Here is a 25,253-nt window from a genome sequence, read left to right as displayed (position 1 = left end):
TCTAGTGTGTGCGTATAAATACCCTCACTACTTGCAACCAGCGTCGGTTGCAAGAAGGAAACGGTGAATCCCATGACAATATTTGATCAAGGGCATAGCCTGCGCCTCAGCGGGTCCCCCTCCACACTCGGCGAGAAGGGCGAAGCCCCTTTCTGCCCCACCTGCCAGACCGACGACTACCTGATCTTCGAGGAGTTCGTGCCTGCACGCCAGGCCGAGCACTCCACGGACCTCCTTCCTGCCAGCGCCACCTACACGTGCTCCGAATGCGGCACCTTCAACGCGCATGCGGTTCCGCCGTCCTGGCGTCCGCCGCAGTGGTTCTGGTACAGCTGACGACGGATCCGGCACTCCTCCACGCCCGGCCGTGGTGACGCTCTGACGGGCCTGATCGAGCCTGTTGACCTTGACGCGACGTCAACTCCTACTGTGGGATCTCCCGGCGCAGACTGCCGGGGGGAGGAGAACAAGGTGGACTACCCGATCAGCACGGTCGCGCGCCTCGCCGGCACCACCACCCGGACGCTTCGCCATTACGGCGACGTCGGACTGCTCGCGCCGTCGCGCGTGGGTGCCAACGGGTACCGGTACTACGACGCCGAAGCACTCGTGCGGCTCCAGCGCATCCTGCTGCTGAGGTCCCTGGGACTGCCCCTGCCCGCCATCGGCGAGGTCATCGACGCCGGGCGGACGGACGCGCCCGCATCGACCCTGCGTGTCCACCTCCAGTACCTCCGCGGCGAGCAGGAACGGCTCGGCCGGCAGATTACGGCGGTCCTCACCACGGTGGAGGCCCTCGAACGAGGAGAAGAACCCATGCCAGAAGACATGTTCGACGGATTCGACCACACGCAGTACCGGGAGGAGGTCGAGGAGCGGTGGGGTCGGGACGCCTATGCCGAGGGCGACTCCTGGTGGCGCGGCAAGACCGACGCCGAGAAGGACGCCTTCACGCGGGAGGTGGCGGAGCTCAACGCAGGGTGGACGGACGCAGCGACCAGGGGGATCGCCCCGACGGGCGAGGAGGCGCAGGCGCTCGCAGCACGCCACGTCGCATGGCTCTCCGGGGTCCCCGGTGTGCCGCGCGACGACGACGGGTCCCTGTCTGCCGAGTACATCGGAGGACTGGGGGAGATGTACGTCGGCGATCCACGCTTCGCGGCGAACTACGGCGGGCAGGACGGAGCCGAACTCGTCCGGGCTGCGCTCGACGAGTGGCTGCTGCGCCGGACCTGAGCGGCAGCCGGCCCGGCCTCGCACTGCGGTCCTGGCCGCGCAGCGGCGTCCGGCGGCGGGCCCGGCGCAGCGGGTGCTACCAGGGGCCCGCCGCGCGGTCCCGGCCTGCCCGCTTCGCCCGGTAGAGGTTCCGGTCGGCTTCCCGAAGGAGGGCGGCCGACGTCGTGTCGGACTCGCACCCGGCGAATCCGATGCTCGCCGTGACCCGCAGGGCGTCGTGGATGTGCGGCCACTCGAGCCGGCGGACGGCGGACAGGACATGCTCCGCCACCTGCTCCTGGTCGGCGTCCTGTCGGAGGACGAGCAGGAACTCCTCGCCGCCGATGCGGGCCACGTACCGTACTCCCCGGCATCCCTGGAGGCAGGAGGCTACGGCCACGAGGACGTCGTCGCCCGCCGGGTGCCCGAAGCGGTCGTTGATCTGCTTGAAGTGGTCCAGGTCGAGGATGGCCAGGGAGGCGGTCCACTCGCCACCGGCCTGCCAGGCGTGCACGACGTCGGGCAGGGAGTCCTCCACCCAGCGCCGGTTGCGTACCTTCGTCAGCGGATCGACGGCGACGGCGGCCTCCGCCTGCTCGGCCCTCTCGAGCGCCTCGGTGACGTTCTGCTCGGCGAAGAGGTGGTCCACCTGCGACCGGCGCGCCTCGATCCACCGCGCCCTGACCGCCCGGTGGAACTGCCGGTGGAGTTCGTAGGCCAGGTGGTAGTCGGCGCCGGATGCGGCGACGGCGGCGCGCTCCTCGAGGATCATCGATGCGACCTCTTCCAGGGCATGCCGCGCGGTGATGTGCTCGGCCCTGTCGAGCGCGTTCCGAGCGGCGCCGAGGTCGCCGAGCCCGTGGTGCGCCTGCGCCCGCAGCAGCATCTCGTACGCCCTCGTCTCGGGCTGGGCCGATGCGTCGTCGTTCGCGGACCGGTCCAGTACCTCGAGTGCCTCCTGCAGGCGCCGGGCCACGAGGTGGTCGCGGGCGAGGACATCGCTCAGTTCCGACTCGAGTGCGGGCGACGCCTCGATCACGGTCCTGAGCCGTCGCATCCAGAAACGTGCCTCGTCCGGCATCCCTTCGTCGAGGGCTGCGTGGAAGGCGTTCGAACCCAGCCGGGCCACGAGGTCGTGGTCGCCCAGCTGACTCGCCATGGCGAGCGCCCGCCGGGAGACGTCGAACCCGTGCTGCAGCAGCCCTGCGCCCAGGAGCCCCAGGGCCTGTCGCGTCAGCAGCTGCGCCCGCAGGGCGGGCAGTTCGGTGCCGTCCAGGAGCGTGACGGCGATGGTCGCCTGCTCGGCTCCGGAGCCGGAGTGGCCGGCGATCAGGTCCATCATCGCGATCAGGGCGTGGCAACGGCTGGCCAGCCGGGCATCGCCCTGGTTCCGCGCCCATTCGAGGATCTCCTGTCCGCGCGTCCTCGCTCCGGGCGCACCTTCCGTGCGGGCGAGCGCATCGAGCCCGGTGACCTCCGCCCAGAACGCGACGTCGAGTCGGCCGAGGGCCTCGGCGGCGGCGCGGATCTCGGCTGCCTCGATCACTGCGCGGGGAAGATCGGGGCTGGTCTCCACCGCCTCCAGCAGGGTGGTGAGGTCGCGTTCCTGCGCGAGGCGCACGGAACCGCCTTCGATCACGGCATCTTCATGGATCATGCATGGACTCCTGGTCGTCGAGGCAGCGCTGTCGAACCGACCTGGAGAAGAAATGAGACCCTGGTGTGCGCTGACGTGCCGGGTAGGACTGGCTTGACCAGTGTGCCGTGTCCCGCCCTCGGCCTCAAGGATTATGACTGCCGATTCCGCATCGGAATGGCACCGGTTCTGCAAGGCAAGGACGCCGGGCGCCGTGCGTCGGGAATGCCCGGCGCTCCTATCCTTGAGGGACAACCAGGGAGCCTCGTCCGGAAGGAGGGGCTTTCTCGACGCCGGGAGGTTGAGTGACCACGGACAGCAGCGCGGACCAGCAGGGGCTGGTCGGCCGGGCCGCCGACGCCGTCGAACAGGCGACCGACACGCGCGCGCTCGATGTCACCGCGCGCTTCGGTTTCGCTGCGCTCGCGGTGGTGCACATTCTGATCGGCATGATCGCGCTGCGCCTCGCCGTCGGGGGCAACGGTGAGGCCGAGCCCACCGGGGCGCTCGAGGAAGTGGCGGAAGGAGCGCTCGGGAGACCGATCATGTGGATCTGCGCGGTGGGCTGCGCGGGCCTGGCCCTGTGGCAGCTCAGCGAGGCGACCCTCCGTGCGCGGCACCTGCCGACCGGCCGGCGTATCGGCAAGCACATCTCCTCCGGTGCGCTGGTCCTCATCTACGGGTCCATGGCGGCGACGTTCGCGCGGTTCGCGCTCGGCGACGGCCCCGACTCCTCCGAATCGACGGTGGACTTCACGCGGTCCCTTCTCGACACCACCCCCGGAGTCCTCCTCGTGTTCGTGACGGCGGGAGTCGTTGCGGGTATCGGCGTGCATTTCGTCGTCAAGGGGATTCGCCGGGGGTTTCGACCGGAGCTGCGGAGGTTCGAGGACACCGCCCGCGGGCGCGTGGTCGAGGTGTTCGGCGTCGTCGGGCACGTGGCCAAGGGGCTGGCCCTGATGCTCGTGGGCGGGTTGTTCGTCCTCGCGGGACTGCACCGCGATCCGCAGGAGTCCACCGGACTGGACGGCAGCCTCAAGGTGCTCCAGTACCACCCGGTGGGCGTGTACGTGCTGACGCTGATCGCGCTGGGGCTCGTCTGCTACGGGATCTTCGCCATCATCCGCGCAGTGTACGGCCGCATGTGAGACGGCCTCCGACATCGGCGGGGACGGGGGCACAGGAACCGAAGACCTGTCGCTCCTGCGGTCGGCGCATCGAATGGCGGAAGAAGTGGGAGCGGAACTGGGAGTCGATCGCCTACTGCAGCGACTCCTGCCGTGCGCGGAAGATACGGCCCATCGACACCGCCCTCGAGGAGTGGCTCCTCACGCGGCTGCGTGCTGCACCGCGAGGATCCGTCGTCGATCCCGCCGACGCCGCCACCGCGCTCGCGGACGATGCTGCCCTTCTGCACGAACCGGCGCGCAGCGCTGCCCGCCGCCTCGTCAGCCGTGGCCTCGCGGAGATGGTGCAGCGCGGGGTCGTCGTCGATCCGTCGACGGCGAAGGGGCCGGTGGCACTGCGGCTGCCCCGCTGAGGATCCCGGCAGGGCCCGACAGGTCGATGACCTCACGCCTCGAGCAGCAAGGCGGTGGAGTCGGCCCCTTCGTGCCGCCGTGGATGGAGTGGGTCCGGGCCGTGCTAGGAACGAATCGCCCGTTCGAAGTGTCGCAGCGACTGCTCCAGAGAGGGCCTCGGGTTGAAGGCGTACGTCCCGTCGCCGAAGATCTCGAAGGTGATCCTCCCGCTGTAGCCCGCCCTGCCGAGGTCGCGGACCACTCCCTCGAGGTCGATCTTCCCGTCGCCCCACGCGAGGTGGCCCGCCGGCGCCCCGTCGGTCAGGTGGACGTGATGGATCAGGTCCGGAAGCGCGCGGAAGTAGTCGGCGACTGTCTCGCCGGCCATGTTCATGGCCACCGTGTCGAGGGCGACACCGAGTCCGGGCGTCCCGACGTCCGCGAGCATCGCGGCGGCCTGCGAGGACGTCGTGACGAGATTGGACTCGACGCGCTGCAACGGCTCGAGCACACAGTCCACGCCCAGCTCCGCCGCGCGGGCCGTGATGCTCTGCAGGCTCGTCATGGCGCGTTCCCAGCCCGCCTCGCGCGGTTCGTCCTCGGCACCTCGCCCCGACGTGAGGAACAGCAGTGGCGCTCCGAGGGTGCTGCACACCTCGGCAGCCCGCAAGAACATCGCGACGCTGGCCTCGCGCAACCCGTCGTCGGGGGAGGCGATGTTGACCGGGTACGCGACCTGTTCGGGTGTCACACAGCAGACCGACAGCTCGCGTTGCCGGAGTGAGCGACCCATGTCCCGGAGCTGTTCCTCGGTGACGGTGGGGATGTGAAGGTGCGGCGCGATGCCCCACAGTTCGAGGGTGTGCAGTCCGAGCCCCACCATGTCGTCCAGAAAGCGTCCGAAGGACTGGTGCTGGTACGAGAAGTTCGATCCGTTGATCTGGTCGCGGCACAGTCCGGTGCCGGGGGAGGTCGTCATTTCCCGATCCCGTCCGCCAGCCCACGGATGAAGTACCGTTGGCCGGCGATGAACAGCACGACCATGGGCAGCGCGGCCATGACCATGCCCGCGAACACGACCGGGTAGTCCGTGCCGTGTTTGGCCATCAGGTTGGTGAGTCCCACGGGCAGTGTCTGGAAGTCGCCGCCGCTGGTGAACACCATGGCGAACAGGTACTCGTTCCAGGTGAAGAGGATGTTGAGGATCACGGTCGAGACGATGATCGGCTTGCACATCGGCAGGATGATCTGCCAGAACGCGCGGGCCCGCGACGCGCCGTCGACCGCTGCCGCCTCGTCGATCTGCACGGGGAGATCCATCATGTACGCGCGGATCAGGAAGACGGTGAAGGGGATACGGAACGCGGTGTACAGGATCAGCAGTGCCCAGAACGTGTTGTAGAGGCCCAGGGCCTGGAACATGCGCACCAGCGGGATGAGAGCCACGGTGGGTGCCAGCATCAGGCCGGCGAGGATGACGATGAGGAACGTGCGACTGAAAGGGATCTTGATCCTCGTCAGTCCGTAGGCCGCCCATGCCCCGATGAAGACCGTGGCGATGGTCGAGGTCACGGTGACGAGCACGCTCACCATGAGGTAGTTGCCCACACCCCTGTTCCAGGCGTTCGCATAGTTCTCCCAGCGCAACTCCACAGGCAGCGCGAACGGGTTGCCGAACAGTTCGGCGTTGGTCTTGAAGCCGTTGAGGGTCATCCACAGCAGCGGGTAGATGACGACGACGGCGAGGGCGAGCAAAAAGGCCCAGACGAACGTCGAGCCGATGACTCCTAGTGCGGTGCTGCGTTTCACCATTCCACCCTTCGTTTGCGGGAGATCCAGAGCTGCAGCAGTGCGAGCGACAGGGTGATGAAGAAGATCGCCGTGGCGATCGCGGCGGCGTAGCCGAAATCGTTGCGGACGAACCCGCTGCGGTAGAGCCACGTGCCGAGGACCTGACTCGAGTTGTTGGGTCCGCCGGTGGTCATGACCATGACCTCGTTGAACACCTGGAAGGCGCCCGAGACCGTGACGATCATCATCAGGCCTGTCATCTCCCGGACCAGGGGGAGGGAGACCGAGAAGAAGCGGCGGACGGGACCCACTCCGTCGATGGAGGCGGCCTCGTAGAGCTCGGAGGGGATCCGCTGCAGGGCGACGGCGAACAGCAGCGTGCAGTAGCCGAAGCCCTGCCACTGGCTCATGGCGATGATCGCGAAGATCGCCGTGTTCTCCTGGCCGAGCCATGACTGGGTCAGATCCCCCAGCCCGAGGCGCTCGAGGCCTGCGTTGAGGAGCCCCAGTTCCGGTTCGTAGATGAAGTAGAACAGGAGCCCTGCGACGGTCAGCGAGATGGCCGACGGGATGAAGTAGAGGACCCTGAAGATCTGCTTCCAGCGGTCGTGGCGCAATCCCTCGACGAGAGCTGCGAGAACGAGGGCGCCGCACACCTGGAACAGGATCGAGATCACCGAGTACCAGGCGTTGTTGGCCAGGGCGTGCCAGAAGACGGGGTCGGCGAACATCTTCTGGTAGTTCTCCGCGCCGATGAAACTCTGGCTGCCGGTGTAGATGTCCCATTCGAGGACGCTGAAACCGAAGTTCTGCGCGAGGGGCAGGTAGACGAAGACCGCGAGCATCAGCACGGCGGGCAGTACCCAGACGAGTGCGCGCAGCGAGCTGATCCTGGAGGTGCCGGGTCGACGCTTCTTCGCGGGCCGTGAGCGGGACTCCGACGCGGGGGCCGGCAGCACGGGCCCCCGCGTCAGTTCATTGGTGGTCACGATCGGTCACTTGGAGGCTTCGGATGCGGCCTGGACACTGGAGAGGATCTCCTCGGGGGTGCTGTCACCGCTGATGAGGGCCTCGCCACCGGCCAGCCATGCGTCGGCGACGTCGGGGACGGTCACGGAGTCGAGCCAGATGACGGTGGAGGACGCGTCATTGACCATTTCGATGCCGTTCACGACGCTCGGGCTCGAGCTGTCAGCGGTGACCGCTCCTACCACGGCGCTGGGCTGGCCGTAGGGGGGTGCGGAGAGCGTCGAGGCGTTCGCCGATTCGGTGACGAACCTCATGAAGTCGGCCGCCAGGGCGGCCCGTTCGGAGCGGGCGTTGATGATGTATCCCTCGGGTGAGCCCTCGATGGCGCCAGGATCGCCCTTCGCGCCTGCCGGGACGGGCAGGGGGAAGATCCCGAAGCCGTCCTTGCTGAGGGGTGTGCCTTCTGCGGCCGAGGTGTCGAACTCGAGGATCTCCTGGTAGTACATGGCGGCACGCCCTTCGGCGAGCGCCTGCTGGGCGGTGGTGTAGAGGACGCCGTTCGAATCGGCGCCCGAGCCTGTGCACGCCGTCACGAGGGTGGAGAACTGCTCGAGTGACCTGATGTATCCCTCGTCCTCCCAGGTAGCTGTCTCCGGGTCGAAATCGGCCTGCAGCGTGTCCTGCGGGACGTTGTAGGCGAACAGCTGCTGGAGGTAGTGCAGTGCCGGCCAGCCGTCCTTGTTCCCGAAGGCGATGGGTTCGTACCCGGCGTCCCGGATGGTGCCGCACGCGCTGATGAGCTCGTCGAAACCGGTGGGAGGCTCGATGCCGAGCTCGGTGAAGATCTTCTCGTTGTAGCCCATGAACTTGCCGTTGTTGTAGAGCGGCACGGCGTAGTACTTGCCGTCGTACTGGAATGCGCTCAGGGAGGCTTCGCCGAATGTGTCGCCCCACTCGGTACCCGGCTCGATGACCGGGGTGAGGTCGGCAGCCAGTCCGGCATCGACGAAGTTGGCTGCCCAGTCACCGGCCCAGGTGAAGTAGATGTCGGGGAGCGCCTGGGACGCGGTGAGCGTCTTGGTCTTGTCCTTGATGCTCTGGTCGGTCTCCTGGATGAGCTCGAACTGCACATCGGGGTGCATCTGCGTGTATTCGGAGGCGAGGTCGGAGAAGTAGCTCTCGAGGGGTTCACCACCGAACTTGGTGAGGATGCTCAGCGTGCCCGAGTACTCGGGCACGGCTGCGAGGTCCGCTGTCTCCTGCGGAGCTGACGACCCGCAGCCCGTGAGGGTGACGGCCATGGCAGCAACCGCAGCCAATCCGATCTGCCTGACTTTCAGCATCGTTCTCTCTTTCGCTGGTACGGCCAGCTGCAGCGCAGACCCGCCGTTGGATCAGAAGTGGTGCCGGGTATCAAAGTTGATACCGGTATCAGACGATAGCAAGGAGAGAGGACCCTGCCTAGTCCTTCAGCGAGATTTCTGAGTCAGAGGGGCAGTGCGCGTGCGGCGCGGTGCTGCACGGAGTGGCGCTGGACGAGTCGAGCGTCAAGGACGTCGTGGACGACGTCGGAATCGTCGCCCTTGATGCGTCCGGTGACGATCTCGGCGGCCCTCGCACCGACCTCCTGCATGGGCTGGGCGACCATCGTGAGGGGTGGGTCCATCACTGCCGCCCAGGGCGTGTCGTCGAAACCCAGGAGCGAGACGTCGTCCGGGTAGCGCAGTCCGCGGGTGCGCAGTGCCCGTAGGGTTCCCACCGTCGCGTCGGTCTCGGTGGTGAAGAACGCCGTCGGTGGTTGTGCGAGGGCGAGCATCCCGGAGACGGCCCGCGCCGCCTGGCCCTCGGTCTTCAGCACATGGGTCACGAGCGAGGTGTCGAACTCGATGCCTGCTTCGAGCAGCGCATCGAGGTATCCGCTGAGTCGTTCACCATCGCTCCACAGGGCTCCGGCGATGACCGAGCGCATCGTCCCCAGATCCTCTGCCGGTTGCACCGTGACCGGCCCCCACACGAAACCGATACGGGTGTGTCCTGCGGCGATCATGGTGGTGACGGCCTCCCTCGCCGCCTCCCGGTTGTTGATGACCACCGAGTCCGCGTCGAAGCCGCTCACCAGCCGGTCGATGAGCACGAGCGGGGTGTTCCGCTCCCTGGCGGCCAGGAGGTGACTCAGGTCGTCACCGGCAGTGGCGGCCGACGCGATGACCAGTCCGTCGACCTGCTTGTCGAGGAGGAGGCCGACCGCGGCCTGTTCCTCGGCGAGCTTCTCATCGGTGCTGAGTACCAGGAGGTCGTAGCCCTCCTGCTTGGCGGTGTCGGAGAGGCCCCGCAGGACGCCGGCGAAGAACGGATTCGCGATGTCGGCGAGCACGACGCCGAGGGTCTTCGTGACCCCCGTGGTCATGCTGCGCGCAAGGCTGTTCGCACGGTAGCCGAGGCGCGCGGCCACGGCCAGTACGTGCGCCCTGGTCGGTTCACTCACCGATCCGTAGCCACCGAGGCTGCGGGCCACCGTGGCGCGCCCCACGCCGGCCGCGGCGGCTACTTCGGAGATCGTGGGGGAGGAGGTGGGACGGGGGCGGTCCGACGTCATCGCCGCCTATTTTCCGGCTGAGGACACTCGACGCTGTTCATGATTCGAGTATTCCTCATCGTCGAAGCGTCGTCCGTGCGCGAACGCGCCTTCGACGTAGCACTGGAGCGCCGCGTAGCGGGAGCCGTCGGCGAGAGCGTCCCGGATGTCGGCGGACGACGGAGGAGTAGCGCGCGACCATCCTGAGCGGAGCAGTGAGAGGGTGAACGCGGCGAGGAAGGCGTCGCCACAACCCATCGTGTCCTTGAAGCGCCCGGGATCCGTGCCGGTCGCACCCACGCGGTGGAAGTCCTCGCCGTCGAACAGTACGGCGCCGTGCGGGCCGCGGGTGGCGAGCACGAGCGGTGAGCCATGGGCGGCGATGCGTCGCACCTCGTCCTCGACCTGCGCCTCGACTGCGCCGGCGAAGGACACGAGCGCAAGATCGATGGCTGGTACGACGCGGTGGAGGTAGTCGTCCGTCCGGTGCGCCGGGTCGTCGGAGAAGTCGAAGGAGACGAGCGCACCTGTGGTGCGTAGCGCGGGTAGCTCCGGTACGGAGGCCGAGAAGACGCTGGAGTGGATGAGGTCGAACCCGCTTAGGTACACCAGGTCGTCGGGCGTGAGGTGGAAGGGGGCACTGGCGGTCACGCCGCCTTCGTTCCAGCTGCGGAAGAAACGCTCCCCGTCGACGACCTCGATATCGGTGGCGCCGTTGGGGCCGTCCCGGAACGGGCAGCGGCGCAGGTCGATGCCGAGGCTGTCCAGGATCCCGTGCACGAAACGCCCGTGGTGATCGTCTCCGAACACGCCCAGATAGGCGGAGTCGACGCCGAGTTGTCGGGAGTAGACGGCGAAATTGACGCAGTTGCCACCGGGATACATGATCCGGCGGTCGATGAACCGGTCGACGATGTTGTCGCCGAAACCCGCAACTCTCACATCTGCTCTTTTCATGATCGAACGGTTGTGGGTCTTTCCCCCCCCCCCGCAACCGGATACGTCTCCTGGGGACTCAGTACTCCACGACGCGGTAGTAGCGTCGTAGGTCGAGCGAGTGCCCGCGGACGGCCTCGAGGTGCTTGCTGAAGCGATGCGTGACCGCGTCGATGACCATCGGGCCGATGAAGGGTCGGAAGCGCTCGCTGACGCCCTCGAGCGCGTAGTCCCTCGTGTCGATGGTGGTGACGTCGTCGCTGTACTTCACCGCGAAGTTCTCGACGCGGTCCATGAGGGGCCGGCTCTGGTCCTCACCCTTGAACAGCAGCAGTGCCGTGTCCTTCTCGATGAGCTCGAGCGATCCATGGAAGAACTCGGCGCCATGCACGCGCGTGGTGCGCAGCCATTGCATCTCCTCGAGCACGCACATGGAGTAGAGGTAGGCGTAGCCCCACAGGTTGCCCGCGCCCACGACGAAGTAGTAGTCGGTGTCGGCGTGCTTCCTCGCGAAGGCTTCCGCGATGGGCTCGGCCCGCTCCGCAGTGGCGACGATCGCGTCGGGCAGGTTCGTGAGTTCGTCGGCGAAGGCCTCGTAGTCGTCGAACTCGCCGCGGCGACTGAGGACCCCCGTGGTGAACAGCAGGAGCTGGACATCGAACCAGGTCTTGGGTGCGGAGATGATCGAGCAGTCGACGGCCTGGGCGAAGGGGCTGTCGTCGTACCCGGTGAAACCGATCGTGTAGGCGCCCCTGGACTTGGCGAACTCGATGGCTTCGAGTACGTCCTCGGTGGTGCCGGAGATGGAGGTGAAGACGGCGATGGAGCGCTCACCGAAGGCGGCGTCCTGGGCCAGCATCAGCTCCTTGCCGATGGCCGCACGCACCGGGAGGGTGGAGTGCGCCTGGAAGTAGAGCTCGTAGGGCAGGACAGCTGCGTAGGTGCCGCCGGCGCCGATGAAGTAGATGTTGTCGTAACCACGCTCCTCGATGAATGCCACGGTTTTCTCGATCTCGGGGCGAAGGGCGATCGCGCTTCTGATCTGGGCCTGGGTTTCCTCTTTGTTGAAGCCGAGCAACTCGTTTTCTCCTCCTGCTGGTGGGAACCGCTCTCGTCTACGAGGCGACGACTGATACGAGTTGATACCGGTATCAATCACGCTCAATCTTCGCCGGGTCGGCAGGAGAAGTCAACGGGTCGGCGAGAAAACGGCTCGGATCGACCGACCGGGCGTCCGATCGACCGTGATCACCGCAATGCTCCTGTCCCTACAGACGGGACGGCCTCCGGGTCGAGGGTGCTGCAGGTCCCTCGACCCGGAGGCCGTCGTCGTGCGCGGAGCAGGTTCTGTCAGTGGAACCGCTCGGGCCGGAACGTCGCGAGCATCGGATGCTTCTGTCCGGTCAGGATCTCCTCGGCCAGCAGTTCGCCTGCGATGAGCCCGAGGGTCGCCCCGGAGTGGGTGAAGGCGACGAAGCACCCGGGGACTTCCTGCAGCTCTCCGAAGACGGGTTCACCGTCACCCGGGATCGGCTTGCGACCGAGCTTCCACGAGGCAGCCTTCAGCGGCGGTTCTCCCTGGAGCAGCACGGAGGCTTCGTCCGCCAGTTGCTGCACCACTGATTCCGGGATGGTGTAGGTGCCATCCGCGTTCTCGGTGATGCTTTCCTCGTACCAGTCATGGTCCAGCGCCAGGGTGTTCCCGGGATTCGGCCGGAGCGCGGCGCGCGGGGTGTTCATGACGGGTCGCACCTCCTGGGCTACCGGTTCGGTGAGGACGAGCATCGACACCGGTGAGGCGTCGGGGATCTCCACCCCGAGTTCCTTGACCACGGCGGGTGTCTGCGGGCCACAGGCCACCACGACCGTGTCGGCGTGGTACTGCTCGCCCTGCGCGGTTGTCACCCCGGTGGTTCGTCCGTCCGTGACCTGGACGGAGGTCTTGCCTGCGTGAGTCACCAGTTCGCCCCCGCGGTGCTTGAACTCGTCCATGAGGAATTCGATCAGGTGCGGCAGGCTGACCCATCCCTCGCCCGGGTTGAAGATGGCCGCGCCGGGGACGGACTCCGGATTGATGCCCGTGGTGTAGTCGCCGACCGTTTCGGGGGTGACCAGTCGCGAGTCGTAACCGTGCGCCTTCTCGTAGGCGTGGCGGTCCCTGGTGGTGTCGTCCTCACCGTCGGCTGCCCAGTGGAGGCCGCCGTCGAAGTGGAGCCATTCCCGGGTCGGGTCCGCAGCGAAGAGCGTGCGGTACCGGTCGATGCCGGCCACGCGCAGCTCGTGGTACGGGGTGGTGCGTTCGCCTGCGGAGTTCAGCCAGGACAGCGACCGCCCGGAGGCGCCGCTGGCCAGCTCGGCCTCGGTCACCAGGACGACGGACGCACCACCGCGCAGCAGGTGGACAGCGGCGGAGACGCCGAGGATGCCGCCGCCGATAACGGCCACGCGGGAGGGGGAGGGGGTCATGGATAACTCTCTTTCTGGGGAGGCGTCGGCCGGTCAGCCGGCGCCGTGGATTTTCTCGATGATCCGCAGGACCGCGACCGATCGGGCGGGATCGACCGGGGGTGGTGTCCCGTCGCGCAGCGCTGCGGCAAGCAGGGTGTAGAACGTGGGGTAGCTGCCGCGCTCGGCGGGTACGGGCACCGTCGCGCCGTCGACACCGAGCAGGCCCCACCTGCTGTCGGGCTCCACGCCGTACTTCTCATCGGTGGGGAGCATTCCGGATGCCAGTGCCGCTTCCTGCCCGTCCAGCCCCCACTTGGTGTATCCGGCGGTGGATCCGAGGACGTGGAACCGGGCTCCGACCTGTGCTGCAAGACCGTTCATCCACAGCCGCGACCGGACTCCTGACCGGTGCTGCAGCGACACGAAGCTGTCCTGGTCGGCGCCACTGCCGGGGGTGTGCGCTGCGGTCTCGCCGTAGGTCCCGGAAACGGGGCCGAAAAGTTCGATGGCCTGGTCGATGAGGTGTGCTCCGAGGTCGTGGAGGATCCCCCCGCCTTCGGCGATGGTGGCCTCGTCCCGCCAGTTGCCGAAGCCCTCGGGCATCCACCACTCGAACCGGGACTCGAAGGACCGGACCTGTCCCAGGGCGCCGTCATCGAGCAGTTTCTTCAGTGTCAGGTAGTCCGCGTCCCAGCGACGGTTCTGGAACACGGTGAGCATCACCCCGGCCCCGGCAGCTCGCCCGATGAGGATCTCGCCCTCCGCGCTCGTGGGTACGAAGGGTTTGTCCACGACGACGTTCAGCCCGCGGTCGAAGGCCTTGTTCGCCAGTTCCACATGTGTGCCGGGAGGTGTCCCCAGGACGAGGAGGTCCAGTTCCAGTTCACCGGAATCGAGAGCGGCGAACAGTTCCTCTGCCGTTCCGATGATCCGGGCTCCGGGATAGGAATGTGCGGCGAGGCCGGCCCGGGCGGGGTTCGCGGTGACGATCACGTCCAGTGAGTAGCCCGGGTCCGCCTCGATGAGCGGGGCGTGGAAGACCTTGCCGGATACGCCGAACCCGAGGACGGCGGTGCGGAGGAGGCCGGCATCGCGCATCAGAGGACCTCCGACAGGAACCGCCGGAGGCGCTCGCTCCGGGGGTTGTCGAAGAGGTCGGCGGGTTTGCCGGCTTCGATGACTTCACCCTCGTCCATGAACACCACCTGATCGGCGACCCTGCGGGCGAAACCCATCTCATGGGTGACGACGGCCATCGTCATCCCGCGCTCGCAGAGACCGGCCATGAGGGTCAGGACGCCCTTGACGAGTTCCGGATCCAGTGCGGAGGTGGCTTCGTCGAACAGCATGACTTCCGGTTCCATCGCCAGGGCCCGGGCGATGGCGACGCGTTGCTGCTGGCCTCCGGAGAGGTCCCGGGGGCGGTGGTCGGCGCGTTCGGCGAGGCCGACCTCGGCGAGCCGGCGTCGGGCGCGTTCCCTGGCTTCCGCCTTCGACATGCCCTTGACGCTCCAGAGCGCGAGCGCGACGTTCTCGAGTGCGGTGTGGTCGGGGAAGAGGTTGAAGTGCTGGAAGACCATGCCGATGCGACTGCGCAGGACGTCCGGTTTGACGTTCAGCGCGCTCTCTCCATCGAGGAGCACGTCCCCGCCCGCGGGTTCATGGAGGCGGTTGATGCCGCGGAGCAGGGTGGACTTCCCCGAGCCCGAGGGCCCGATGATGCAGGTCGTGGTTCCCGGGGCTATCGACAGGCTCACACCGCGCAGGACCTTGATGTCGCCGAAGGCCATCGTGAGGTCCCGGACTTCCAGGCTGGACCCCCTGAACCTGAGGAGATCGGCGGAGGTGTTCGTGGAGGTGCTCATGTGTTGCTCCCTGTGATGTGCGGCGTGACCGCATCGAGTTCTTTGACTTCGTTCAGTCCGCTGCTGGGGGCTGTGGGGCGGCGCCGTCCGCTGCGGAAGCGGGCATCGAAGTAGTTGACCAGGTGGGTCAGGGGGACGGTGATGATTAGGTAGAAGACTCCCGCCATCACCAGGGGCGAGAGGTTCCCTGTCAGTACCGCTGCGTCCTGGCCGACGCGGAAGAGTTCACGTTCGGAGACCAGGAGGCCCAGGAAGTAGACCAGGGAGGAGTCCTTCACGATCGCGATGAACTGGTTCACCAGGGCTGGAAGGACCCGTCGCACTCCCTGCGGGATGACGACCAGCGCCATGGCCTTGCCGTACCCCATGCCGAGGGCACGGCAGGCCTCCAGCTGCCCCTTCTCCACGCTTTGAATGCCGGCGCGGAAGATCTCGCCGATGTAGGCGCTGGCGATGAGGCTGAGAGCGATGATGCCCAGCGGATACGGCGAGGGCCCGAAGATCTCCTGACTCATCCTGGCGAAGCCCTGACCGATGAGCAGGATCGTCAGGATGGCGGGTAGCCCCCGGAACAGGTCCGTGTAGATCCGGGCAGGGATCCGGAGCCAGCGCGATGTCGATATGCCCATCACGGCGACCACCATTCCCAGCACCACCCCGATGACCGTTGCTGCAGCGGAGATGATCAGCGTGTTGACCAGGCCGACGCCCAGCAGTTGGGGCAGGACGGCGAGCATCGCGTCGACGTCGAGAAATGTCTTGGTCAGATTGTCCAGGAAGTCCATGTCTAGCTCTCAGTGTCTGTAGCCGGGGTGCGGGCCGCTCTGCGGCCCCCTTGGAGGGTGTTCCCGAGTGGGTTCTCGGGTGGACGAGACCCGAGCTAGTTGCTCGGGGTCGGTTCGGGAGTCGGCTCGGACGTGCGTTCGGCGGACGGCAGGTACTGCTCGGGCATCGGCGAGCCGGGGAACCACTTCTCGTAGAGCTCCTTCCATGTACCGTCCTCCATCGCCTCGGCCAGACCCTCGTCGAGCGCAGTCTTCAACTCGTCGTTGCCCTTGGCGAGAGCGAACCCTGCCGGAGCATCGAACGACGGGATGTCCGCAGCCGAGACCAGGCCGAATTTCTCCGTGTAGTCCTTGGCCGCTTCGTAATCGAGGAAGTGGGCATCGACGGACCCGCCGTTGACGGCGGCAATGGCCGAGTTGTTGTCCGGGAAGCGGACGAGGTCGGTGTCGGTGAAGTTCTTCACCGCGTATGCCTCCTGCAAGGTCCCCTGCACGACGCCCAGCCGGTGACCGTCGAGGCTTTCGGCGTCCTTCACGCCTGAGTCCTTCGTGGTGATGACGGTGAGGTAGCCGGCGAGGTAGCCCTCCGAGAATTCCACGGTCTGCTTGCGCTCCTCCGTGATGCCGATGGCTGCGACACCGACGTCGAACTGCCCGTTCGCGACGGCCGACAGCAGGCCGGAGAAATCCTGCCCGGTGAAGACGACGTCGTCCACGCCGATGCGCCCTGCTACGTCCTGGAACAGTTCGACGTCGAAACCGGTGAAGTTCCCGCTCTCATCCGTGAACGTGTAGGGCTTGGCATCACCCAGGCTCGCCACACGGATGGTGCCTGGTTCGATCAGGCCATAGGGGTTCTCCTCCGGGGATGCCGAAGGGGAGGACCCGCATCCCGTGAGGACCAGCAGTGCGGTCAGGGTGGTGGCCGCGGCGGTGGCCATGGGGCGGAAGCGGAAGACTCTGTTCACTGGTTCGTCCAATCGATGATGGCACTTCGGTGCCGGACAGCCGGGAAGTTGCTGGAAGAAGGAAGGCCAACCCCTCGTTGAGTCCGGTCTCAATCCGTTAGAGTGAGACCGGACTCACATTTGGGTTGCTGAGGAATCTACACACTGATCCGTTGAGGGTCAACCTTTCCGGAAAGGTCACGATGAGTACTTCTTCCTCTCGCCGCAAGGATGCGACGGTCGCAGATGTCGCACGGGAAGCGAAGGTGTCGAAGGCGCAGGCCGCTCGGGCACTGGGTGCCTACGGTGCTGTCAGTGATGAGGTCCGCTCCCGGGTACTGGCGGCCGCTGCGGCGCTGGAGTACCGTCCGAACGAAGTAGCGCGGAGCATGAATACCGGCAGGTCCAAGACGCTCGGCGTCGTGGTGGGAGACATCGAGAATCCCTTCTTCAGCCTCGCCATGCGGGGCATCTCGGATGCCGCCAAAGCAGAGGGTTTCGACGTGATCCTCATCAATACGGGGGAGGATGTCACCGCAGAAGCGGAAGCCGTGCGCGTCCTACTGGACAAGCGCGTCGACGGCATGATCGTGGCGCCTGCTTCGCAACTGTCGGTGGACCACCTGCGGGATGTCGTCGAATCGGGCCGTCCGCTCGTGCTGCTCGACCGCCAGATCCCCGCCCTGGGAGTGAGTGCCGCCATGGCGAAGATGGACGGGACGGCGTTCGAAGCGGTGAGTCACCTGATCGAGGTCGGACATACCCGCATCGGGTACATCTCGTCGCTCGACGTCGGGAGCTGGTCGCCCGGCGAGGAGCTGGACCTGGGCACCAACCCCGTGTCCGAACGTCTGGCCGGCATGCGCAGAGCGTTCCGTGCCGCCGGCATCCCGACATCCGAGGATCTGATCCGCCTGAGCGCGGGCAAGCCGAAACCCATCCGCGAGATCGTCGAGGAACTGCTGCAGTGCGCGTCGCCGGCCACGGCGATCATCGCGTCCGACAGCCTGATCGCCCTGGATGTACTTCGCACCATCCAGGACCTCGATATGAGGATCCCCGATGACGTGTCCTTCATGATGTACGACGACATGCCGTGGGCGCAGCTCATGAAACCGCCCATCACGGTGGTCGCCCAACCCGTCTACGACATCGGGGCAGCGACGGCAACTGCGCTGCTCGATCAGATCCTGGGGCGTCCGCTGCAGCCTGGGAATCTGCTGTTCGAATCGGAGCTACTGCTCCGCGGGTCGGTGGGGGCCCCGGACCGCCGGCCGAGAGTCTCCGTGTAGATGTGGGGGCATGGCGAGCATCGATAGCTTCATGTGCACCGGCACTCGTTCACGCGCCGGTCGATAGTCACGCCCCGGCCGATGATGCCGGATCGAGGACTCCCGCGGGTTCGTCCGATGCGACTCGTGAGGTCCCCGGGTCGACTTCTCCGGCCTATCCAGATACAGCGATCCGTACTTAGATGGAGGGAAAGCGCTATCCAGGAGGCCCGCTGCATGGAGCACACAGCTCACGTGGTTCCCGACCCGTCCCGAACCGATCAGACGGGACCTCGACAGCGGGTCGTTCTTCTCGTCCTCGCCCTTGTGATGCTCCAGGTGATCTGGCCGCTGACCATGGACCTGTACCTGCCGTCCCTTCCTACGATTCGCCGCGATTTCGGCTCCCCCGAGTCCGGCGTCCAGCTCACTCTCACGGCGGCCTTCATCGGTATGGGGATCGGTCAGTTGGCGTCAGGACCGGTGTCCGACGCTGTCGGACGGGCCCGTCCGCTCTCGGTGATGATCGTCGTCTACTGCCTCGCGACAGCCTCGTGCGCCCTCGCCCCTGACCTCGGGTGGTTGATCGTGAGCCGGGCGTTCCAGGGCGTGGGCTCGGCGGCGTGTGCGGTCATCGCCCTTGCGATCGTCCGGGACCTGTATGCCGGCAAGCAGTTGCTGGTGTTCCTGGCACGGTTGGCCATTGCCTCGGGAGTGTTCGTGGTGATCTCACCCGCCCTTGGCGCGCAGCTGTTGCAGGTCGTGGGATGGAGAGGGCTCTTCTGGATCCTGCTCCTCTATGGTCTGGTGCTGCTCTGTATCGCAGGGGTGATCCTGCTGCGCAATGAGACCCACACTGCCGACCGCCGCCTGCTCCGGAAGGGTGTGCGCGTGCGTGACGACTACCGCAGTCTTCTGGGCGACCGTCAGTTCCGCGACCTCGCGCTGGCCGGAGGATTCCTGTTCGCGGCGATGATGTCGTACATGGCGGGCAGTGCTTTCCTGCTGCAGGAAGTGTTCGGGCTGACCCCTACGGGTTACGCACTGCTGTTCGGGGCCCAGGGTGCGCTGATGGTGCTCGGGGCGCAGGTCGGAGGCTTCATTGCCCGGCGCTCCTCGTCCGTGCTCGTGATCCGCATCGGGGCGGTCGCCCTGGTGGCAGCCATGGTGATCCTGCTGCTGAGCGTCGGCGTGGCCCCGGAGTTCGGCCTGTGGGGCCTGACCGCGCCGATCATGGCGTTCACGACCGCCTTCGGACTGGTGTCCCCGGCACTTCAGGCCACGGCCCTGGAGCACCACGGCCTGCGTGCCGGCACTGCAGCGTCCCTCCTCGGAGCATCCAACATGGCCGGATCGGCCGTCATTGCTCCTGTCTCCGGCATGTTCGGGCTGTCTTCCCCTGTGCCGACCGCCGTCGTCATGCTGTGCTGCGCCTCCATCGGCGGCCTCCTCCTCATCTCCGGCGTCAGGAGATCCGGTCGGAAAGGTCTATGAGGACGGCCCGATCGGTCCGGTGAAGCCCCGGGTTCAGCGGTCCGCGGCATTCCGTACCCGAGGTCAGCCGACGAGTTGTGCGAGCTGCAGCAGATTGCCCACGGTGTCATCGAGTACGGCCACGATCACAGGCCCCATGTCGGTAGGAGGGTGTGTGAAGGTGACGCCCAGGGCGGTCAGCCTCTCGTACTCGGCCTGCACGTCGGCGACCCCGAGGACGCAGAAGGGTATGCCATCGGAGGCGAGTGCATCGGTGAAGGGTGCGACGGCAGGGTGCCCCTTCGGCTCGAGGGAGATCTGGGTGCCCCGGGGGCGTTCAGGCTCGATCACGGTGAGCCATCGGTGCTCGCCCATAGGTATGTCCGCGGACACCGCGAAGCCCAGGTGGTGCGTGTAGAAGTCCACGGCTCGCTGCTGGTCGTCGACGAAGATGCTGACTGCTTCAAGTTTCATGACTCTGCCTTTCCGGTGGCCATCGGTCGAGGATCTCGGCCAAAGGCGATGTGTCGATGGTGTGGAACCGGTAGCGTCCGCTCCGCTCCGAGTGCACAAGACCGGCTGACTCCAGGACGTCGAGATGCTGCGCCACTGCCTGGCGTGTCGGAGTCAGGTCGTGATTCGTTGCGAGCTTCGAACACAGCTCGAACAGGGTCTGCTGCTTCCGACCCAGGAGTTCATCCAGCAGCGCCCGCCGCGTTTCGTCGGCCAACGCCCGATAGATGTCCGTCACACCGACAGCATAGGTAAGTGAGCGCTTACCTGTAAAGTGTCGCCGGCGGGTGAGGTGGGGCGGGCGGGGTCGGATCGCCCCGCGGTGCATGAGCCGATGCGGGGATGTCCTACGAGGGGTGTCGCGGGCTGAAGGGCCGACGACGTCGCAGGAGGACGACGCCGTCGTCGAGGGTCGCGGCCTCGCCGTCGGGTCCTGTCGTCGTGCGGCTCCGGGTCTCGGCGATGCGGACCCCCCAGAGATCCCGGTCGAGTCCGAGCTCCGCGATCTCCTCGTCCGGTGTGAGGAAGGTGTGCTTCCTGTGTGTCTCGGGAGGCGCCCATGGAGGTGCTGCTGCGTGGGTCACGATGAGTAGGTGGCCATCGGTGACTGTGCGGGATGCGGCAGCGCGAAGAATGGACGTCCTGGTCAGGGCGACCGGGGAGTGGAAGAAGGATGCGGAGACGAGGTTGTACCCGTCGCCGTCGTCCTCACCGTCCGACCAGGATTCCAGGTCGACAGCGTCGAACCGCACCGTTCCCGGCAGGGGGCCGGCAGTGGCGGCTGCCGTCCTCGCCCGAGTGATGGCGGTGGGCGAGATGTCCACGCCCGTCACGTTCCAGCCCTGCTGCGCCAGCCAGATCGCATCACCGCCTTCACCGCACCCGAGATCCACGGCTCGCCCCGGTTGCAGACCGCGGACGACGTCGGCTGTCGTCGCGTTGACCCGTCCGGACCATACGGTGCCGGTTTCCTGGTACCGGTTCTCCCAGAACACGGAAGGCGCCGCCGGATGCGTTGCGGCATGCTCGCTCATCGGGCGTCCACGCTTTCCTTCTCGCGAGGTCGCGCATCGACAACCACCCCGTCGGCCACATCGGCCGGCTTGCTCTGATTCATGAGGACCTCCTGGACCAAGGTTCTCGGATGATTGCACCGGCGAGCAAACAAATTTGCCGTTCTGGCAATAATCCCGATGGTGACCGGCTGTCGTCCGTCCTGCCCGCTCAGGCGCTCGTTCGCCTTATTCGGCGTCGTAGGTGTTGGCGATATACACGTCACACGAGGCGGTGTGGGCGACGCTGTTGGCGACGCTGCCGAGTACCCGGCCGATGCCACGCATGCGGCGATTCCCGACCACGATCATGCGAGCTTCCACGCGGGCCGCTTCGCTCACCAGCGATTCCGCCGGTTTGCCGCGGACAACGGTGTGGGTGACCTCGAGGTCATGACTCTGGAGGCTCTTGATGACGCCCTCGACCGCCCTCTCAGCGGCGTTGGCCGCCGAGATGATGAATTCCTCCGATCCGCTGCGCCTCACCTCGACATGATCGCTATCGAAAGCCGAGACGACGAGCAGTGGGGCACCGAGCGCGAGAGCGAGATCCCTGGCTACTTCTGCGGCCTTCTGCGCGGTTGCGCTGCCGTCGACTCCGACGACGATGGGGTTCGGCATTCCTGTTCCTTTGTGAGGTTCCTGCTATCCCGACCAACGGGGCACGTCTGATATCTTCCCTGACGCCACGCTGCATCGCCAGCGCCTGCGCGACGGGTACTACCGTAGGGAAACGCCAGAACACTCGACCTGGCCTGATGGATCCGCGGGGTGATCATCGTGCCCGACGCTCGACGGCGCGGTCGGGCTAGGGTTGCTGTCATGGATCAGGCAACCGCGGCACTGCGCGCTTTGACAGCCGGTGGGAGTACCGGGATCGTCATGGATTTCGACGGCGTCCTCGCTCCGATCACTGATGATCCTGCCCTGAGCGCACTACTGCCGGGCACCGATGAGATCCTCGCGAGCCTCGCGCGCAAAGTGTCCGTCGTCGCCCTCCTGTCCGGCCGGCCGGTGGCCTTCCTTGCACGGCAGGCCACCATACCGGCCGTGCAACTCCACGGCTCGTACGGTCTGGAGCGCCTCACACCTGACGGAATCGAGGTCAGCCCGGAGGCGCAGCAGTGGCTACCCGCCATCGAGGAGGTCGCGGTGATGCTGCACCAGGAACTGGATGGCGTGGACGGCATCCATATCGAGGACAAGTCCCTCGCCGTGGCCGTGCACTGGCGACGTGCTCCGGACCGGGACCGCGCCGTGGAGCTGATTGCACCGATCATCCGAACAGCGACGGAGACGCACGGTCTACGGCGTGAGCCGGGCAAGTTCGTCGAGGAACTCCGCATGCCGCTCGATCAGGACAAAGGCACCGCCCTGCGCAGGATCATCGGCGCCAACGGTCTCGAATCGGTGGCTTATGCCGGCGACGATCGCGGAGACGTGCCGGCCTTCGAAGCAGCGATCGCTGCCGGCGGTCATGCGCTGGTCGTCGAGGGCGCGGACATCGCTCCGGAGGTGCGCCGGATCCCCGGTGCGCACTTCGGGGGACCTGAGGAGTTCCGGTCCTGGCTGCAGGAACTCGACGGCGCACTGCCCTAGGCGAACAGCAGCCCCGAGGGCGTCGTGCCGCCAGTCCCCCTGCTGCCGAGCGAAGATACCCGGCAGGGCCACCCCGACCCGGTCGCCGAGCCACCCTGGACGCCATGACAGCGTGAGGAGCGCCGGAATGCTTCGGATCGTCGCTCGTGCAGGCACGTGCCTTCGACGGTCCCCGGGGTGGCTTACCGGGCAGCCCAGGGGTCGGGTACAGGTGTCGTGGGAAGGAACAGGTCGTTCCGTCCGAGGAAGGTCAGGCCGGTCGTGGCTGTCCTCAGCCTGTCCCCGACGTGGACAAGGGCCAGTGTAAGAGCCTGGATGGCGTCGATCCCAAGGGCTCTGCCGTCGATCGCGTCATCGTCGAGGCCAGTGATCCTGTAGGCGCAGAACCAGTCGAAGGGTGGGTCCGGCATTCTTGCAGGTGAACAGAGCTCGACGATGACGTCCTTCCCGGTGGAGCTCTGCATTGTTCTGCTTCCGATGATCGCTGCGGGATCGAACGCGTAGTCGGGTGTCATCGAGGTCCTTTCGGAACGGAGGATCGTCGGGTGATTCGGGGGTTCTCAGAGTCCGCCCACCGCTTCTTGCCAACGGGGTGGGGTTCACGCCGGTTCCAATGCATCAGTGTGAAGACCTGACAGTGCGCACACCCCTGCGGCTGCGGCTGCGTCAGCGGCCGCTCCTCGCTCACGGTCGGTCCTCGGTGTGCGCGTCCACGTCGATCAAGCCGTTCCTGATGCCCCACAGCACGGCCTGCAGGCGGTCACGCGATGCCGTCTTCTGCAGCAGCCCCGCAAGGTGGTACTTGATGGTCGTCTGCTCCACGAAGAGCCGGGTCGCCATCTCCGCATTGGACAGGCCCTGTGCCAGCAGGTGGAGGACCTCGAGCTCACGGGTGGTCAGCGGCGTCGCGAGCTGGACGGACCGGGGCTGCGGTGATGCCGGAGAGGGTGCCGGGCGTCGCCGGCCGAACTCCTTCAGGATCCGGCGCGTCAGGCGCTGGTCGAGCGTCCCACCGCCCCGGGCGACGGATCGCACGGCGTCGAGCAGCGTGTCCTCGTCCGCCCCTTTGAGCAGGAACCCGGCAGCGCCGGCTTCGAGGGCGGCGAAGATGTCGTCGTCGATGTCGAACGTCGTCAGGATCAGCACGTCGCCGTGCAGCGAATCATCGGTCGTAATGGCGGCCGTCGCCGTGATGCCGTCCATGACGGGCATGCGGATATCCATGCACACGACATCCGGCCGGAGCTCCCTGGTCAGACGGACGGCCTCCTCGCCGTTCGCGGCTTCACCGACCACCGTGATGTCCTCCGCCGAGCCGAGCAGGACGGAGAGCCCGGTGCGGACGATGAGCTGGTCGTCCGCGACGATCACGCGGATCATGGTCGCTGTCCGCGGGCAGGGCGAGGGATGCGGAGCCGGTTGCGCCACCCGCCGCCCGCCGTCGGACCCGTCGCGAGATCGGCTCCGATCAGTTCGGCACGCTCGTTCATCCCGACGAGTCCGTACCCCCGACCACCCGGTGTCCCCTCCGCCGCCCGTGCCGGGAATCCGGCGCCCGGCGCGTTCTCCACGGTGACCACCATCTCCTCCGTCCGGTACTCGAGCGAGACGGTGCAACTGGCGTCCGGCGCATGGCGGGCGGCGTTCGTCAGGGACTCCTGCACGGTCCGGTAGACGGACGCTTCCGCCACGGGCCCGAGGCGGAACTCTTCGCCCGTGACGGTGAAGGCGACGTTCTGGCCCCGCCCGGCGGCTGCGTGGATGAGCGCCGGCAGGTCGGCCAGCCCGGGGATACCGATGGTGGTACGTCCGTCGTCGATTCTCGGGCCGTCGTCAGGGCGTAGCAGTCCCACGGTTCCGCGGAGGTCGACCATCGTCGCACGGGCCTCCTGTTCCAGCTCGCGGAGCATCGAGCGGCTCCGTTCCGGGTCCGACGCCATCAGCGCGCCGGCTGCCTGCGCACTGACGATGATGCCGGACAGATGGTGACCTGCGATGTCGTGGAGTTCGCGAGCGAGTGCCGTGCGCTCTGCGCGGCGGTCCTGCTGTAGGAGGTGGATCCGCTCACGTTCGATGAAGTCCTGGCGCTCGCGGGCTGCCTCCCGGAGCTGCGCCCGGCCGCGGCTGAACTCGGCGATCAGGGCGGGAACCAGGTACTCGAAGACGAGCCGCGCACCGATCAGGCCGAAGACCATCGGAAGAGGCAGGAGGCCGGAGTGGAGGGCGGCGACCAACCCCACCAGGCTGCTGAGGACGGCCATCGCGGAGAGCACCCGGAGGGCAGCGGGCCGCTCGGACCGGCGGACGAGGTGGAAGGCGGCGAGCATCACTGCCAGGCTCCCGATACCCAGTTCGGCGGCGCTGGAGGCGAGCAGCCCGCAGTGCAGCAGCACGACGGCGGCGAAGACCCGTACGGGTGCGGTCCAGCGGAAGAGCAGGGCGGCTGCCTGTCCGGCGACGAGCACGGCTTGCAGGGTGGTGAGGAGCAGATCCTGGGCCGGTTCCAGGATCCCGCCGACACCGGCTCCGAGATAGGTGACTGCCGCAAGAAGGACCGCCAACGGAACTGCTGCGGTCCGCCGGGGAGCACCGTGTCCGCCCTCCCTGATAGTTCGCACGGATCGAGTCAACCACGGACGCACCGGCGCGGGATGCGCG

General features: G+C 66.9%; 27 protein-coding genes. 7 read left to right on the top strand and 20 right to left on the bottom strand.

The features are described from left to right. Positions 1-72: 72 nt before the first annotated feature. Together ACX80N_RS04290 and ACX80N_RS04285 are read left to right on the top strand one after the other, a co-directional pair. On the top strand, positions 73-336 hold the full coding sequence (locus ACX80N_RS04290) for a hypothetical protein (RefSeq protein WP_459338412.1): 264 nt from the start codon (positions 73-75) through the stop codon (positions 334-336). Positions 337-471: 135 nt separating this feature from the next. Next, complete coding sequence (locus ACX80N_RS04285) at positions 472-1,236, top strand: MerR family transcriptional regulator (protein ID WP_459338411.1); 765 nt, start codon at positions 472-474, stop codon at positions 1,234-1,236. A gap of 76 nt (positions 1,237-1,312) precedes the next feature. Here ACX80N_RS04285 and ACX80N_RS04280 read toward each other — a convergent pair whose 3' ends face one another. Next, positions 1,313-2,872 carry a GGDEF domain-containing protein gene (locus tag ACX80N_RS04280; protein ID WP_459338410.1) on the bottom strand — a complete coding sequence of 520 codons (1,560 nt, stop codon included), beginning with the start codon at positions 2,870-2,872 and terminating at the stop codon, positions 1,313-1,315. Positions 2,873-3,156: 284 nt separating this feature from the next. Between ACX80N_RS04280 and ACX80N_RS04275 the strand changes: the two genes are divergently transcribed. Together ACX80N_RS04275 and ACX80N_RS04270 are read left to right on the top strand one after the other, a co-directional pair. Then, a complete protein-coding gene (locus ACX80N_RS04275; protein WP_459338409.1) occupies positions 3,157-3,999 on the top strand; it encodes a DUF1206 domain-containing protein in 843 nt (280 codons plus the stop codon). Further along, a complete protein-coding gene (locus tag ACX80N_RS04270) occupies positions 3,996-4,391 on the top strand; it encodes a DUF2256 domain-containing protein (RefSeq protein WP_459338408.1) in 396 nt (131 codons plus the stop codon). Before ACX80N_RS04275 ends, ACX80N_RS04270 begins: the two co-directional genes overlap by 4 nt. Before the next feature lie 104 nt (positions 4,392-4,495). Here ACX80N_RS04270 and ACX80N_RS04265 read toward each other — a convergent pair whose 3' ends face one another. The 12 genes from ACX80N_RS04265 to ACX80N_RS04210 form a co-directional block, all read right to left on the bottom strand. Continuing rightward, a complete protein-coding gene (locus ACX80N_RS04265) occupies positions 4,496-5,350 on the bottom strand; it encodes a sugar phosphate isomerase/epimerase family protein (protein ID WP_459338407.1) in 855 nt (284 codons plus the stop codon). Continuing rightward, positions 5,347-6,183, bottom strand: coding sequence for a carbohydrate ABC transporter permease (locus ACX80N_RS04260; RefSeq protein WP_105031991.1), 837 nt, complete (start codon positions 6,181-6,183; stop codon positions 5,347-5,349). Before ACX80N_RS04260 ends, ACX80N_RS04265 begins: the two co-directional genes overlap by 4 nt. Then, positions 6,177-7,151: a carbohydrate ABC transporter permease gene (locus ACX80N_RS04255; protein ID WP_459338406.1), complete on the bottom strand. Its 975-nt coding sequence runs from the start codon at positions 7,149-7,151 to the stop codon at positions 6,177-6,179. Before ACX80N_RS04255 ends, ACX80N_RS04260 begins: the two co-directional genes overlap by 7 nt. A 6-nt stretch (positions 7,152-7,157) precedes the next feature. Next, entirely contained in the window at positions 7,158-8,474 is a 1,317-nt protein-coding gene (locus tag ACX80N_RS04250; RefSeq protein WP_459338405.1) for an ABC transporter substrate-binding protein, read from the bottom strand. 143 nt (positions 8,475-8,617) lie between these two features. After that, entirely contained in the window at positions 8,618-9,727 is a 1,110-nt protein-coding gene (locus ACX80N_RS04245; RefSeq protein ID WP_459338404.1) for a LacI family DNA-binding transcriptional regulator, read from the bottom strand. Between the two features lie 6 nt (positions 9,728-9,733). After that, positions 9,734-10,648, bottom strand: coding sequence for a PfkB family carbohydrate kinase (locus ACX80N_RS04240; RefSeq protein ID WP_459338403.1), 915 nt, complete (start codon positions 10,646-10,648; stop codon positions 9,734-9,736). 73 nt (positions 10,649-10,721) lie between these two features. Then, a complete protein-coding gene (locus ACX80N_RS04235) occupies positions 10,722-11,642 on the bottom strand; it encodes an SIS domain-containing protein (RefSeq protein WP_459338402.1) in 921 nt (306 codons plus the stop codon). Between the two features lie 350 nt (positions 11,643-11,992). After that, entirely contained in the window at positions 11,993-13,108 is a 1,116-nt protein-coding gene (locus ACX80N_RS04230) for an NAD(P)/FAD-dependent oxidoreductase (protein WP_459338401.1), read from the bottom strand. A gap of 33 nt (positions 13,109-13,141) precedes the next feature. Next, positions 13,142-14,188 carry a Gfo/Idh/MocA family protein gene (locus tag ACX80N_RS04225; RefSeq protein WP_459338400.1) on the bottom strand — a complete coding sequence of 349 codons (1,047 nt, stop codon included), beginning with the start codon at positions 14,186-14,188 and terminating at the stop codon, positions 13,142-13,144. Continuing rightward, a complete protein-coding gene (locus ACX80N_RS04220; protein WP_459338399.1) occupies positions 14,188-14,955 on the bottom strand; it encodes an amino acid ABC transporter ATP-binding protein in 768 nt (255 codons plus the stop codon). The genes ACX80N_RS04225 and ACX80N_RS04220 overlap by 1 nt, the downstream gene beginning before the upstream one ends. Next, on the bottom strand, positions 14,952-15,740 hold the full coding sequence (locus ACX80N_RS04215) for an amino acid ABC transporter permease (RefSeq protein ID WP_105031983.1): 789 nt from the start codon (positions 15,738-15,740) through the stop codon (positions 14,952-14,954). Before ACX80N_RS04215 ends, ACX80N_RS04220 begins: the two co-directional genes overlap by 4 nt. A 95-nt stretch (positions 15,741-15,835) precedes the next feature. Beyond that, on the bottom strand, positions 15,836-16,681 hold the full coding sequence (locus tag ACX80N_RS04210; protein WP_459338475.1) for an ABC transporter substrate-binding protein: 846 nt from the start codon (positions 16,679-16,681) through the stop codon (positions 15,836-15,838). 209 nt (positions 16,682-16,890) lie between these two features. Here ACX80N_RS04210 and ACX80N_RS04205 point away from each other — a divergent pair, with 209 nt between their 5' ends. Both ACX80N_RS04205 and ACX80N_RS04200 read left to right on the top strand, forming a co-directional pair. Further along, on the top strand, positions 16,891-17,979 hold the full coding sequence (locus ACX80N_RS04205) for a LacI family DNA-binding transcriptional regulator (RefSeq protein WP_105031982.1): 1,089 nt from the start codon (positions 16,891-16,893) through the stop codon (positions 17,977-17,979). Positions 17,980-18,195: 216 nt separating this feature from the next. Then, positions 18,196-19,452, top strand: a complete 1,257-nt coding sequence (locus ACX80N_RS04200) for a multidrug effflux MFS transporter (RefSeq protein ID WP_459338398.1) — start codon at positions 18,196-18,198, stop codon at positions 19,450-19,452. Between the two features lie 63 nt (positions 19,453-19,515). On the opposite strand, the gene ACX80N_RS04195 is transcribed toward ACX80N_RS04200, so the two are convergent. The 4 genes from ACX80N_RS04195 to ACX80N_RS04180 form a co-directional block, all read right to left on the bottom strand. Then, entirely contained in the window at positions 19,516-19,905 is a 390-nt protein-coding gene (locus tag ACX80N_RS04195; RefSeq protein ID WP_459338397.1) for a VOC family protein, read from the bottom strand. Continuing rightward, positions 19,895-20,182 (bottom strand): ArsR/SmtB family transcription factor, encoded by a 288-nt coding sequence (locus tag ACX80N_RS04190; protein WP_105031979.1) that lies wholly within the window; start codon positions 20,180-20,182, stop codon positions 19,895-19,897. The genes ACX80N_RS04195 and ACX80N_RS04190 overlap by 11 nt, the downstream gene beginning before the upstream one ends. Positions 20,183-20,291: 109 nt before the next feature. Next, on the bottom strand, positions 20,292-20,978 hold the full coding sequence (locus ACX80N_RS04185) for a class I SAM-dependent methyltransferase (protein WP_459338396.1): 687 nt from the start codon (positions 20,976-20,978) through the stop codon (positions 20,292-20,294). A 207-nt stretch (positions 20,979-21,185) separates the two neighbouring features. After that, on the bottom strand, positions 21,186-21,617 hold the full coding sequence (locus ACX80N_RS04180; RefSeq protein ID WP_105031977.1) for a universal stress protein: 432 nt from the start codon (positions 21,615-21,617) through the stop codon (positions 21,186-21,188). Between the two features lie 201 nt (positions 21,618-21,818). On the opposite strand from ACX80N_RS04180, the gene otsB reads away from it, so the two are divergent. Continuing rightward, positions 21,819-22,595, top strand: a complete 777-nt coding sequence (otsB, locus tag ACX80N_RS04175; RefSeq protein ID WP_459338395.1) for a trehalose-phosphatase — start codon at positions 21,819-21,821, stop codon at positions 22,593-22,595. A gap of 182 nt (positions 22,596-22,777) precedes the next feature. Here otsB and ACX80N_RS04170 read toward each other — a convergent pair whose 3' ends face one another. From ACX80N_RS04170 to ACX80N_RS04160, 3 genes are all read right to left on the bottom strand, one after another. After that, entirely contained in the window at positions 22,778-23,110 is a 333-nt protein-coding gene (locus ACX80N_RS04170; protein ID WP_105031975.1) for a DUF6968 family protein, read from the bottom strand. 169 nt (positions 23,111-23,279) lie between these two features. Next, positions 23,280-23,975 (bottom strand): response regulator transcription factor, encoded by a 696-nt coding sequence (locus tag ACX80N_RS04165; RefSeq protein WP_459338394.1) that lies wholly within the window; start codon positions 23,973-23,975, stop codon positions 23,280-23,282. Further along, complete coding sequence (locus tag ACX80N_RS04160) at positions 23,972-25,213, bottom strand: sensor histidine kinase (RefSeq protein ID WP_459338393.1); 1,242 nt, start codon at positions 25,211-25,213, stop codon at positions 23,972-23,974. The genes ACX80N_RS04165 and ACX80N_RS04160 overlap by 4 nt, the downstream gene beginning before the upstream one ends. Between the last annotated feature and the right edge of the window lie 40 nt (positions 25,214-25,253).

This window comes from Arthrobacter sp. MDT2-16 (assembly GCF_054510925.1).
The sequence above is the reverse complement of the archived record's forward strand: the minus strand, read 5'-3'. Positions and strand labels throughout refer to the sequence as shown.